Origin of the sequence: Mesorhizobium amorphae (assembly GCF_014843845.1) — a bacterium.
Classification (GTDB): Bacteria; Pseudomonadota; Alphaproteobacteria; order Rhizobiales; family Rhizobiaceae; genus Mesorhizobium; species Mesorhizobium amorphae_A.
In genome coordinates, this window is sequence record NZ_JHQS01000116.1 from 1 (window position 1) to 11267 (window position 11267).

Here is an 11267-nt window from a genome sequence, read left to right on the forward strand (position 1 = left end):
ATGGTGCCCAGAGGCGGATTCGAACCACCGACACGCGGATTTTCAGTCCGCTGCTCTACCAACTGAGCTATCTGGGCCTCGCCGGCAAACGAGATATCGTTGACCGGATTTCAGGAAAGCGCCGTGGGCGCCCCTTGAAAGCGCGTGGGTTATAGCACGGGAATTCCGCCTGTCCAGCGCCTAAGCGTTGATTTCAGGTGGGAAACGCCAAGCGTTCTGGAACACCGATCATCTGCCGTGGCGGCAGCGAGGTAGCCGGCCCAAACGGGCCTATTTCGGCCCGTCCGCGTCCGGCTCTTCCTCGTCGTCGCGGGCGGTAATCACATAAGCGCCCTTCAGCCAGCGATTGAGGTCGATGTCCTTGCAGCGCGTCGAGCAGAACGGATAGGTCTCGCGCGCCGACGGCTTGCCACATTCGGGGCAGGGGCGCTTCGGGCGCAGCGGCGTCACCTTGTCGTCCAGGCTCATGGCCGCGCGGCGTGCCAGCTGGTGTGGACTTTGAAGCCCTCGCCGGAAAGCAGCGCCACCGTCTCGTAGAGCGGCAGGCCGACAATGTTGGTGTAGGAGCCGACCAGCTTGACGACGAAGGAGCCGGCCAGTCCTTGCACGGCATAGCCGCCGGCCTTGCCACGCCATTCGCCGGAGGCGACATAGGCATCGATCTCCTCGCGCGGCAGCCGCTTGAAGCGCACCCTGGTCTCGACCAGCCGCAGGCGCTGCTTGCCGCCCGGCGTGATCAGGCAGATGCCGGAATAGACCCGGTGCGAGCGGCCGGACAGCAGGCCGAGGCAATTCACGGCGTCGTCGAGCGTCTCGGCCTTGGGCAGGATGCGCCGCCCGACGGCCACCACCGTGTCTGCGGCGAGCACGAAGGATGGCGCATGGTCGTCTTCGCTCTGCAGCGAGGCGAGCGCCTTCTCGGCCTTCTCCTTCGACAGCCGCTTGGCCAGCGAGCGCGGATGCTCGGCGCGCAGCGGCGTCTCGTCGACATCGGCCGGCAAAACGCGGTCCGGCTCGATGCCGGCCTGCTGCAAAAGCTCGATCCGACGCGGCGAACCCGAAGCAAGCACCAGCTTCTGCAAAATGCTCATCGCGATTCCGGCAGGCTCTTGATCTTACTTGAAACGGTAGGTGATGCGGCCCTTGGTCAGGTCGTAGGGCGTCATCTCGACCAGGACCTTGTCGCCGGTCAGCACGCGGATGCGGTTCTTGCGCATGCGGCCGGCCGTATGGGCGATGATTTCGTGTTCGTTTTCGAGCTTCACCCGGAACATCGCGTTGGGCAGCAATTCCGTCACGACACCCGGAAACTCGAGGACTTCTTCCTTCGGCATTCGATACCTTTGCTTGGATGGCAGTTCCAGCGCGCCGGCCGGAATTTTGGCGGAACCTATATGATAATCGTCCGCTTGTGAACACGCTTAATCCGCGGCTTTTTTTGCCTGCGGCGCCAGAAAACGGCCGGATATCCGCGCCTTCAGCCGCTCGCGCACGTCGCGATAGGCGGCCATGATGTGCTCGCGCGTGCCGCCGGCGCCGGTCGGGTCGGGCATCGGCCAGTATTCGACGTCGACGGCGAGCGAGCGGGTGAGTTCGAGCGCGGCATGGTGTGCTTCCGGCGCCAGCGTCACGATCAGGTCGAAATAGTCGTCCTCGAGGTCGTCCATCGTCCTTGGGTGACGCTCACCGAGCGTGAGACCCTCCTCGGCAAGCACCGCGTCGACGAACGGATCGCGTTCACCACGGTGCACTCCAGCCGAGGCGACGAAAGTGGCGGAAGGCAGCATGCGCCGCGCCAGCTGCTCGGCCATCGGCGAGCGCACGGCGTTCATGCCGCACAGGAACAGGATCGAACGAGGCAGAGGGGCAGGCAGGTCAGCCTCGCCAGTGCAGCACGCAGACCAGCGTGAACAGCCGGCGCGCCGTGTCGAAATCGATGTCGATCTTGCCGGCAAGCCGGTCCATCAGCGTTTGCGAGCCCTCATTGTGCAGGCCGCGCCGGCCCATGTCGATCGCCTCGATATGGCTGGGCGTCGAGGAGCGGATGGCGTCGTAGTAGCTTTCGCAGATCAGGTAGTAATCCCTGACGATGCGCCGCAGCGGTGTCAGCGACAGGATGTGGGTGACCACGGCAGCACCATCCTCGCGCGCCACCGCAAACACCAGGCGCGACTCGGCCAGCGACAGCTTCAGCCGGTAGGGCCCGGCGCCATCGTCATTGATCGGCTGAAAGCTGTTTTCCTCGATCAGGTCGAAGATCGCCACCGCGCGCTCATGCTCGACGTCGGGCGTCGAACGGCCGATCGATTCGTCGAGTTCGACGTCGATCAGCCTGGCGCGGGTTCGATCGTAGTCAGACATGGTTCTACATGTTCAGCCTGATGGCGACGGAACGTCCATGCGCATCCAGCCCTTCCGCTTTGGCCAGCGCGATCGCCGCCGGCGCCAGCGCCCGGAGCTGCTCCGGCCCGAGCTTCAGGGTCGAGGTGCGCTTGACGAAGTCGAGCACCGAAAGGCCCGAAGAAAAGCGCGCCGATCGCGCCGTCGGCAGCACATGGTTGGAGCCGCCGACATAGTCGCCGATGACTTCAGGCGTATGACGGCCGAGAAACACCGCACCAGCATTGCGCATCCTGGACAGGAAGGCTTCCGGATCGTCGATGGCGAGCTCGACATGTTCGGCCGCGATACGGTCGACCAGCGGCAAAGAGGCTTCGATCGTCGGTACCTGGATCACCGCGCCGAAATCGCGCCAGCTTGCCGCTGCCGTCTCGGCGCGCGGCAGGCTCTGGAGCTGGCGTTCAACCGCCTGTTCGACCGCCTTGCCGAAGGCCGGGTCGTCGGTGATCAGGATCGACTGCGCCGACACGTCATGCTCGGCCTGGGCCAAAAGGTCGGCGGCGATCCAGTCCGGGTCATTGCTGCCGTCGGCCACGACCAGAACTTCCGACGGTCCGGCGATCATGTCTATGCCGACGGTGCCGAACACTTGGCGCTTGGCGGCCGCGACATAGGCATTGCCGGGCCCGACGATCTTGGCCACCGGCCTGATCGTCTCGGTGCCATAGGCGAGTGCCGCGATCGCCTGCGCGCCGCCGACACGGTAGATCTCGGACGCGCCGGCAATATCGGCCGCCACCAGCACCAGCGGATTGATGATGCCGTGGGGCGCCGGCACCACCATGACGATGCGCTCGACGCCGGCCACCTTGGCCGGCACCGCGTTCATCAGCACAGAGCTCGGGTAGCTCGCCGTGCCGCCCGGTACATACAGGCCGACGGCCTCGATCGCCGTCCAGCGCGAGCCGAGCTCGACGCCGGCGGCATCGGTATAGAGGTCGTCCTTCGGCTTCTGCCGCTCGTGATGGGAGCGGATGCGGTCGCGCGCGAAGCTCAGCGCCTCGATCGTCGCCGGATCAGCGTCGTCGTAAGCTTTGGCGATGTCGTCCCTGGAGACGGCAATGCCAAGCTTGTTCAGGTCTGCCTTGTCGAATTTCTGCGTGTAGTCGATCAATGCCGCGTCACCTTCGGCGCGCACGCGCGCTATGATGGCGCGCACGGCGGCATCGACGTCCTCCGACACCTCCCGCTTGGTCAACAGGAATGCGGCGAAACGCTGTTCGAAATCGGCATCGGACTGGCGGAGCGTGATGGCCATCTTGGCGCTCAGGCCCTGTGCACGGGGCGCGAGGTGGCTTCCCAGGCGCCGCCGATGTCGGCAAGCCGGGCCTCGATGCACTCGACATCGAGCATGATCGTGCCGCCACCTGCAAAGATCAGCTCGACGATGCCGGCGGGCTTGCTGATCTCGACGAAGCTGATCGCCAGCAGCGACAGCACCTCGGCCGGTTTGTTTCGGGTAATGCCGTTGGTCTTGGCGCCAAGCACGCGGTCGAAATGCAGCACGGCCTGCCGCCGCTCATTGTGCTGGCGGAACAGGCTGGACTTCGCCTCCCAGACGAAGCGGTTCATGGTCAGCACGAAGCGCTTGGCCGCCGGCAGGAATTCAAGGTCGCCGACCTTCATCACGGCGTCCTGGACATGGGCCGAGACGATGCTCAGATCCTGATCGTCGAGGGCGACAAGCTTGAGGGCATTCATGCGGATTTCGCACCTGAAAGTTGGTTTTCAGCTTGTTAGGCGGTCTTGGCGATCCGCGCAACCGCGCCAACGGCCTCAGGTTTGCACTGCCCCTCATCGCCCTGCCAGGCACTTCTCCCCGCATAGTGACGGGGGGTGAGGCGTGATCCGCGCTGCGGACGAAAAGCCAACTGCCTGGCTTTTCGAGCGACGAACGCCCGGGAGCGACAGCGAAGGCAGGACGCTGGGGCGGCGCCGACCTTTCGATTGCTAACCGGAAATCCGCTCGATCACCGCGCCGCAGCCGGAGAGTTTCTCCTCCAGCCGCTCGAAGCCGCGGTCGAGGTGATAGACGCGGTTGACCGTGGTCTCGCCTTCGGCCGCCAGGCCCGCAATGACCAGCGACACCGAGGCGCGCAAGTCGGTCGCCATCACCGGCGCACCCTTCAGCTTCGAAACGCCGTCGACGATCGCCGTCTGGCCGGAGAGCGTGATGTGAGCGCCGAGCCGGGCGAGTTCCTGCACATGCATGAAGCGGTTTTCGAAGATCGTCTCGGTGATGCGCGACTTGCCCTTGGCCATCGTCATCAGGCCCATGAACTGCGCCTGCAGATCGGTCGGGAATGCCGGGAAGGGCGCCGTCGTCACGTCGACCGGCGCAATGCCGGCGCCGTTGCGCCGCACGCGGATGCCGGAATTGGTCGGCGTGATCTCGGCTCCGGTCTGGGCGATCACGTCAAGCGCGGTCTGCAACAGCTCGGGACGGGCGCCTTCCAGCACGACGTCGCCGCCGGTCATTGCCACCGCCATGGCATAGGTGCCGGTCTCGATGCGGTCCGGAATGACCCGGACGCGGGCGCCGGACAGCGCCTCGACGCCGTCGATGGTGATGGTTGGCGTGCCGGCGCCGGAGATTTTCGCGCCCATGGCGTTGAGGCAGTCGGCGAGATTGACGATCTCGGGCTCGCAAGCGGCGTTTTCGAGGACCGTTTCCCCCTTGGCCAGCGAAGCCGCCATCATCAGCACATGGGTGGCGCCGACCGACACTTTCGGAAACACGTAGCGGTTGCCGACGAGGCGGCCGTTCTTGGTCTTGGCGATGACATAGCCGGTGTCGACGTCAAGATCGGCACCCAGCGCCTGCAGGCCTTCGAGGAACAGATCGACCGGACGCGTGCCGATGGCGCAGCCGCCGGGCAGCGAAACTTTCGCCTCGCCCATGCGGGCAAGCAGCGGCCCGACGACCCAGAAGGACGCGCGCATCTTCGACACCAGCTCATAGGGCGCGGTGGTGTCGACGATGTTGCGGGCGGAGAAATTGATGGTGCGCGAATAGCCTTCCTGCTGCTTCTCGCGGCGGCCGTTGACCGAATAGTCGACGCCGTGATTGCCGAGGATGCGGATCAGCTGCTCGACATCGGCCAGATGCGGCACGTTCTCCAGCGTCAGCGTGTCGTCGGTCAAGAGCGAGGCGATCATCAGCGGAAGGGCGGCGTTTTTAGCGCCCGATATCGGAATGCTTCCGGCAAGCTTGTTGCCGCCGACAATTCTGATGCGATCCATGGAAGAACGTCCCCTCGGCCGAATGGCCGGTTTCAATCGTTTGAGTATCGGCCCGTCTAGACCATTGGCCGGCTTGGTTCAAGAAATAGGATTTCCACAGGACCAAGTGTGGCCGGCCAGTGTGGCTGATTTGAGTTAATCTTTTCCCGTTTTGCCCGACGCCTGCAGCCCTTCAGGCCGCTCGTCGGCCGCGCCGGTGCGTCGCGAGCGCGACTGTGCCTTGCGTTTCTGCAGATTGGCGCGCAACTGCTCGGCAAGCCTGTCCTTGCGGCTCGCGCCACTCTTTTTCGCTGGAATTGTCTTGTCGTCCATCGTCCCGTCCCGGCCGGCGACCCGCCAGCGTGGCATTCAGGGATAGCCAACATTGTGGCGCCGCCATGTCATCAAAAGCTATCCGGCAAAGGCTTTCACAGATGCGTTGCGCTTGGCCTTGCGCTTGCCGGTTCGATATGGCAGAAGCCCCGCCATCGGCGGCTGCGGTAGCTCAGTGGTAGAGCACTCCCTTGGTAAGGGAGAGGTCGAGAGTTCAATCCTCTCTCGCAGCACCAGCCTATCGGGCCATGATCGCCGAAGAACGGCGATAGGCAGCGAGCTATCCCCCGAGCCCGCAAGTAAGGGACATTGACCGGAATCAGCGGTTGCCATCACAGCCCTCCGCGACCTTGCCTACAGATTGCCTAAATGCCCGTGCCCTTAGCGGCGTCCTCGATCAGTTCCGCTACCAGGTTACGGAACCGCTCATCAGACCTATCGCCGATGTTTCCCACATCTTTCGCCACGATCCCAGGCGCGGAGACTGAGACCCCTCCACTCAACTGAACGCTGACAGTGAACGTCCTTCTGATCTGCTTCCCCGGTCCTCGCTTCCTGTAGATCTGGAACCGAATTGACGGCGCTGACGCTTTCACCTGGCGGCGTGAGGCGCTGTCTATGTCGACAGTTATCTCGCCTGCCACGTCAGCCTTGGCTGCTTCCAACGACGCAACCACGACGTCATTTAGCCAGGTCCTGGCTTGCGCGCCGAAGTCCGCCAAAGGGGGCCCGTGCTCCGCCTTCTCATCGCGGGGATACTCCTCCTGCTGACGGCGAGCTTCCTTTCCGCGCTCAAGCGCTTCTTTGAACTTAGGCATCCTGGCCCTCCGATCTTGTCGCCGAGCCGTCTGATAGATCGGCCATAGCTCCTCCATCGAGTAGAACGCGCGCAATCGGCATTATGTTGCGTAAGCTTATCCGGAGAGGACCGCCGCGAGGGCGCCTTAGGGGCGAAGCTGCCGGCGCCGAGCCAGAGCGCACGCGAGGATCCCAAACGCCTCGCGTTCCAACCGGCTTCCATGAGGCAGTAGATTGTCTGTTGGCACTTTGATTTTAGCTGCGCCTTATCGGCGCAGTGGTTGATGCCGCAGACTTGATGGAACATTAGCCAAATCTAAGAGTTCGTGTTGGGCGGGAACTCGGTTCGCAAGAGCGGGGTTCTCTCTAGCATGGCACCAGAATGGCCGAAGCGATGGGGCAAGAAAATGGCCGACGAGCCGCCGCGACGTGCGGTGGCCTGTAGGCAGTTTCGGCGGCGTGCAGATTGTCTGGTCCTGCAATGTGACGCCATCGGCCGCTCCGTGACGCGAGGCTACTCCTGATACCGTCGCCTCTTCCAGTTTTGGCGGTGGCGAAGTGCATGACTGATGACATTGAGCTCCCGAAGCAAGCACAGGCCCTAGATGACACCGGATTCAGAAAAGGCCGAGACGGTTGAGCAATTGCTCGATACGCCTGACCTCGCCACCGCGCTGGAAAGTGAACAGTTCAAGAAATTCCTCGACCAGGTGCCGATCGCGATTGCCGTTTCGGACCTGAGCGGGAAGGAGCGCGTCGTCTATGCCAATCCGGAATTCGAGCGACTGGCCAGCCTGAAGGCGGCCAAGCTTACCCGGCAAAACTGGGCAGCACTTTCCGGCATAGGCATACATCAGCAGAAGGACCGGCCGCTGGCAGAGGCCGTAGTCGAGGAGACCGATTTCGTCGGCACCTTCCGGCTGCAGCGCGACGAGGACAAGCAACCGATTGTCGACGTCTATTCCAATGTCATCGAGGACGACAACGGCAAGGTCTGTTTCAGACTCGTGGCGCTGGTCGACGTGTCATCCCATGGCGAAACTGATGAAGCCCATTCGGTGGAGGAGCGCGTCCGCGAGAAGGACACCCTGCTGCGCGAACTGCAGCACCGGGTGAAGAACAACCTGCAGATGATCACCGCATTGATCCGTCTGGAAACGCGCAATGCAACCGAGCCAGACCAAAAACGATTTGAGCGGCTCGCCGGGCGCGTAGACGCTCTGGCGATCCTCTACCAGACTCTATCGGCCGACGAGCAGAAAGAGGAGGTCGATCTCGGCGTTTATCTTAGCCAGATCGCATCGGCGGTGATGAGCTCGCATGCGGTCGAGGGGATCCGCCTAGACATGAAGGTGGATACATACCCAGTGTCTATCAATGTCGCCATGCCGACGGGACTGGTCGTGAACGAATTGCTGACCAATTCACTCAAACACGCCTTTCAGGCGCGCGAGGGCGGAACGATAACGCTGCATAGCATCGTCAGTGGCGACGGCTGCCGGGTCATAATTGCGGACGACGGAATCGGCCTGCCGGAAGGCGAGACATGGCCCAAGCCCGGCAAGCTGGGTGCGCTGATTGCACACTCACTGACCGAGAACGCCAAGGCGCAGTTCGACGTCGAGTCTAGCGCCGGCGAAGGGACGAAGGTGACCATCGTCTTCAAGCGATCGGCGGCAGCAAGCTAACAATTGCCCAGCGAACATTGCATACTGGCGGATGCTTTCATGTTGCGGCCACCCAATAGAAAGCCGGCCCTCCAAAGCCGACTCGGTCGTTAGGCATCCGGCGGTCACCGCCTCTACCCAAGGCCATCATCCTACTCAGAGGTTATGAGAATGGTCAGCAGATCTGAGCGCAGGCCGGTATTGCTCCACGTCCACGATGGGTTTTTGCTTACCGGAAATCGAGGTGGATGCGGCTCGCCTGGTTTGTGGCCCTCCGTTTCGATTTTTGTGCAGTGCAGCAACGATACTGCGGCAATCGCGTTGCACCTGTTGCCGTCCAATTTCGGGCGTCACAACGAAGGACGCTCCCTTTGCGAAAAATCTCCGACACGATCGCGCGGCTTGCCGCGCTGAGAGCACAACGCTTCACTGAAACCATCGAGCACGGCGCGCCAGACCATCTCCTTCCTCTAATGGGTTTCGGCTCAAATCCGGGGGCTTTGAAGTCAAAATATTATCGTCCGAAAAACCTGCCAAAGGGCGCGCCTCTTGTTGTCGTGCTGCATGGCTGCACCCAGAACGCGAATGCTTACAACTTTCACTCAGGCTGGTCGCAACTCGCTGATGAGCTTGGTTTCGCATTGATCTTCCCCGAGCAGCAACGCGCCAACAATGCTAACCTTTGCTTCAACTGGTTCGTGTCTGGGGATATCCGGCGCGACAACGGCGAGGCGTTTTCCATCCGACAGATGATTGAGGCGGCGGTCGTCGCGCATGATCTTGATCGCAAGCGTATTTTCATCACCGGTCTTTCCGCAGGTGGCGCCATGGCGACAGTGATGCTGGCGGCTTACCCGGAGGTGTTCGCCGGCGGGGCGATCATTGCAGGGCTTGCCTACGGCAGCGCCTCGACCATTCCCGAAGCCTTCGACCGTATGCGGGGCCGCCATGGTGGCCGATCCAAAGCCGAACTCCAGCGGCTCTTGAACGAGGCCTCCCCACACAACGGTCCCTGGCCGAGAATTTCGGTCTGGCAGGGTTCGGCCGACAACACCGTTGTGCCCTCGAATGCCGACGCGATCCTCTCGCAATGGCAAGGGGTGCATGGCGTCGGCAAGGCCCCGACACGCACGGAAGAAGTCGATGGTCAAGCACGGCAGGTCTGGTGCGACACCAGTGGCCGGGAACTGATCGAGAAATATACAATTGCCGGCATGGGCCATGGCACGCCGCTCAAGACGACCGGCGACGATGGCCTCGGCAGGGCAGGGCCGTTCATGCTGGACGTGGGGATTTCCTCGACACGCCATGTCGCCCGCTTCTGGGGTCTCGCGAAGCCAAGCGTGCGGCGCCCCGGAAAAACCGAGCCGGCTTCGGGCGCCGCGTTGCAGGCTTTTACGCAGGCGGAAAAACCGCGGGCTGTTCATATCGATCCCACCCCGGAACCGCAGCCTCTCAACGCGCGTGGTTCGGCTGCGGGCATTACCAAGGTCATCGAGGACGCATTGCGAGCAGCAGGGTTGATGCGCTAGCGTCGTCGCCGTCGTGAAGAACGGCAGCGACGACCCACGCGATCATTCCCTGTGTGGGGGCACTGGTGAGCGGGCGGGTTCCTGGTCGTCCACGCTGTCGTTGTTCACACGCAGCGCCTTGCCCTCAACCTTGTGTTTCTTGAGCAGGTCGCCGGAGCGCTGGTCCGGCGACGCCGGCAAAGCGGAAGGGTCGCGGTCTTCCACGCTGTTTTCGTTGACCCGCAAGGCTTTGCCCTCGATCCTGTGCTGGCGAGGTTTGTCGCCGGACTGCTCCTGCGGCGGCTGCCCTTGATTTTGCTCGGTGTCATCGTTCATTTCGAACTCCTTCGTCATTGCCTGCTCCCACTCTGGACGACGGGCGCAAATGCGCGCGGTTCCGCCGCTGAAGGCTGCCGCATTGGCTATGACATCTTCACCTTGGGCTCGCGCGCCCATAGGCGCAGGGCGCCAAGGGCATCCAGGAAGCTGGCAACATCCTGCGGCCCGGAGAGTGCAATGCATCCCTCGTCGAGAGTATCGGCGATGCCTGCCTTTTCCAGCAAAGGCGTCGCGGCCTCGACATAGCCGATGAACTTGCAATGGGCGAAGGCGTCGGCGACGAAATCGCGCGCCGTCGCTTCCTTGATCAGGTCCGCCATCGCCGCTTGCGAGGGCAGCAATGCGACTGCGTCGTAGAGGACGGAGGGGCCGCCGCCGATCATCTGCTGCGCCTCGATCAGGCTGCCGTCGCTGGCCTTTGCGCCGCCAACCTTCGGGGCGATGATCTCGAAACTGGCACCGGCCTTGGCCACTGCACCGGTCAGCGCCTTGAGCAGCGCCGCATCGGTGCCGTCGGAAACGAGGATGCCGAGCTTGCGGCCCTCGAACCGATCGGGGCCGTTAGCCAGGATGCTGAGCGAGGGTGCCGGCGCAAGATCCTGCCGCGTGGCAATGGCCGCTTCGGCGGGCTTCGGCATCGCCTTCAGGCCAAGCCCGTCGCCGACCTTTTTTGCCAGGCCTTCGTCGATGTTGATGAGGTGGGACACCATCCGCTCGCGGATGGCCGCTGTCTGCACCTTGCTGAGTTCGAAGGTCAGCGCGGCCGCGATGTGGCCTTGCTCCGGTGGCGTCTGGCTGATGTAGAAATGCCGCGCCTGGCTGTAATGATCGGCGAAGCTCTCGGCACGGATGCGCTGTTTTGGCCCCTGTTCGGTTTCTGCAAACGAGCGGAAGCCGCGCTGCGGCGACTCCCTTGGGCCGTCGCCGAATGAATTCGGCTGGTAGTTCACCCGTCCGACTGGATTGCGCATGGCCATGTGGCCATCCTGCTGGAAAT

The 11267-nt window shown here is 63.0% G+C and carries 13 protein-coding genes, 2 tRNA genes and 1 pseudogene; 3 read left to right on the forward strand and 13 right to left on the reverse strand.

Annotation, left to right across the window (positions count from 1 at the left end; genetic code table 11):
• Position 1: 1 nt before the first annotated feature.
• From DH08_RS30420 to DH08_RS30465, 10 genes are all read right to left on the reverse strand, one after another.
• A tRNA-Phe gene (locus tag DH08_RS30420) sits at positions 2-77 on the reverse strand.
• A gap of 193 nt (positions 78-270) precedes the next feature.
• A complete protein-coding gene (yacG, locus tag DH08_RS30425) occupies positions 271-468 on the reverse strand; it encodes a DNA gyrase inhibitor YacG (RefSeq protein WP_006200929.1) in 198 nt (65 codons plus the stop codon).
• A complete protein-coding gene (locus tag DH08_RS30430) occupies positions 465-1091 on the reverse strand; it encodes a Maf-like protein (RefSeq protein ID WP_192182936.1) in 627 nt (208 codons plus the stop codon). The genes yacG and DH08_RS30430 overlap by 4 nt, the downstream gene beginning before the upstream one ends.
• A gap of 24 nt (positions 1092-1115) precedes the next feature.
• The gene (gene infA / locus DH08_RS30435; protein ID WP_006200926.1) at positions 1116-1334 is read right to left on the reverse strand and encodes a translation initiation factor IF-1; all 219 of its coding nucleotides are present in this window, start codon (positions 1332-1334) and stop codon (positions 1116-1118) included.
• Positions 1335-1421: 87 nt separating this feature from the next.
• Positions 1422-1874 (reverse strand): arsenate-mycothiol transferase ArsC, encoded by a 453-nt coding sequence (locus DH08_RS30440; RefSeq protein ID WP_192182943.1) that lies wholly within the window; start codon positions 1872-1874, stop codon positions 1422-1424.
• Position 1875: 1 nt separating this feature from the next.
• Positions 1876-2361: a UPF0262 family protein gene (locus DH08_RS30445; protein ID WP_006200922.1), complete on the reverse strand. Its 486-nt coding sequence runs from the start codon at positions 2359-2361 to the stop codon at positions 1876-1878.
• Positions 2362-2365: 4 nt separating this feature from the next.
• A complete protein-coding gene (gene hisD / locus DH08_RS30450; protein ID WP_192182937.1) occupies positions 2366-3658 on the reverse strand; it encodes a histidinol dehydrogenase in 1293 nt (430 codons plus the stop codon).
• An 8-nt stretch (positions 3659-3666) separates the two neighbouring features.
• Positions 3667-4101 carry a DUF2948 family protein gene (locus tag DH08_RS30455; RefSeq protein ID WP_192182938.1) on the reverse strand — a complete coding sequence of 145 codons (435 nt, stop codon included), beginning with the start codon at positions 4099-4101 and terminating at the stop codon, positions 3667-3669.
• Between the two features lie 249 nt (positions 4102-4350).
• Positions 4351-5643, reverse strand: coding sequence for a UDP-N-acetylglucosamine 1-carboxyvinyltransferase (gene murA / locus DH08_RS30460; protein WP_006200919.1), 1293 nt, complete (start codon positions 5641-5643; stop codon positions 4351-4353).
• A 135-nt stretch (positions 5644-5778) separates the two neighbouring features.
• Positions 5779-5955, reverse strand: coding sequence for a hypothetical protein (locus DH08_RS30465; protein WP_120018508.1), 177 nt, complete (start codon positions 5953-5955; stop codon positions 5779-5781).
• Positions 5956-6116: 161 nt separating this feature from the next.
• Between DH08_RS30465 and DH08_RS30470 the strand changes: the two genes are divergently transcribed.
• Positions 6117-6191: transfer RNA gene (locus tag DH08_RS30470), tRNA-Thr, on the forward strand.
• Between the two features lie 129 nt (positions 6192-6320).
• Here the strand turns inward: DH08_RS30470 and DH08_RS30475 are convergent.
• Positions 6321-6773, reverse strand: coding sequence for a hypothetical protein (locus DH08_RS30475; RefSeq protein ID WP_192182939.1), 453 nt, complete (start codon positions 6771-6773; stop codon positions 6321-6323).
• 585 nt (positions 6774-7358) lie between these two features.
• Here DH08_RS30475 and DH08_RS30480 point away from each other — a divergent pair.
• Together DH08_RS30480 and DH08_RS30485 are read left to right on the forward strand one after the other, a co-directional pair.
• Positions 7359-8441 carry a sensor histidine kinase gene (locus DH08_RS30480; protein WP_192182940.1) on the forward strand — a complete coding sequence of 361 codons (1083 nt, stop codon included), beginning with the start codon at positions 7359-7361 and terminating at the stop codon, positions 8439-8441.
• Positions 8442-8791: 350 nt separating this feature from the next.
• Entirely contained in the window at positions 8792-9952 is a 1161-nt protein-coding gene (locus DH08_RS30485; RefSeq protein WP_192182941.1) for an extracellular catalytic domain type 1 short-chain-length polyhydroxyalkanoate depolymerase, read from the forward strand.
• Between the two features lie 42 nt (positions 9953-9994).
• Here the strand turns inward: DH08_RS30485 and DH08_RS30490 are convergent, their stop codons facing one another.
• Both DH08_RS30490 and katE read right to left on the reverse strand, forming a co-directional pair.
• On the reverse strand, positions 9995-10285 hold the full coding sequence (locus DH08_RS30490; RefSeq protein WP_192182942.1) for a hypothetical protein: 291 nt from the start codon (positions 10283-10285) through the stop codon (positions 9995-9997).
• Between the two features lie 68 nt (positions 10286-10353).
• Positions 10354-11267 (reverse strand): annotated as a pseudogene (gene katE, locus DH08_RS30495) (catalase); the annotation flags it as partial.

Bases quoted from the DNA above. Each gene is read 5' to 3' on its own strand.
- infA (WP_006200926.1), bottom strand. From the start codon at position 1,334: ATGCCGAAGGAAGAAGTCCTCGAGTTTCCGGGTGTCGTGACGGAATTG.
- yacG (WP_006200929.1), bottom strand. From the start codon at position 468: ATGAGCCTGGACGACAAGGTGACGCCGCTGCGCCCGAAGCGCCCCTGC.
- DH08_RS30445 (WP_006200922.1), bottom strand. From the start codon at position 2,361: ATGTCTGACTACGATCGAACCCGCGCCAGGCTGATCGACGTCGAACTC.
- DH08_RS30455 (WP_192182938.1), bottom strand. From the start codon at position 4,101: ATGAATGCCCTCAAGCTTGTCGCCCTCGACGATCAGGATCTGAGCATC.
- DH08_RS30430 (WP_192182936.1), bottom strand. From the start codon at position 1,091: ATGAGCATTTTGCAGAAGCTGGTGCTTGCTTCGGGTTCGCCGCGTCGG.
- DH08_RS30465 (WP_120018508.1), bottom strand. From the start codon at position 5,955: ATGGACGACAAGACAATTCCAGCGAAAAAGAGTGGCGCGAGCCGCAAG.
- DH08_RS30490 (WP_192182942.1), bottom strand. From the start codon at position 10,285: ATGACGAAGGAGTTCGAAATGAACGATGACACCGAGCAAAATCAAGGG.
- hisD (WP_192182937.1), bottom strand. From the start codon at position 3,658: ATGGCCATCACGCTCCGCCAGTCCGATGCCGATTTCGAACAGCGTTTC.
- DH08_RS30480 (WP_192182940.1), top strand. From the start codon at position 7,359: ATGACACCGGATTCAGAAAAGGCCGAGACGGTTGAGCAATTGCTCGAT.
- murA (WP_006200919.1), bottom strand. From the start codon at position 5,643: ATGGATCGCATCAGAATTGTCGGCGGCAACAAGCTTGCCGGAAGCATT.
- DH08_RS30475 (WP_192182939.1), bottom strand. From the start codon at position 6,773: ATGCCTAAGTTCAAAGAAGCGCTTGAGCGCGGAAAGGAAGCTCGCCGT.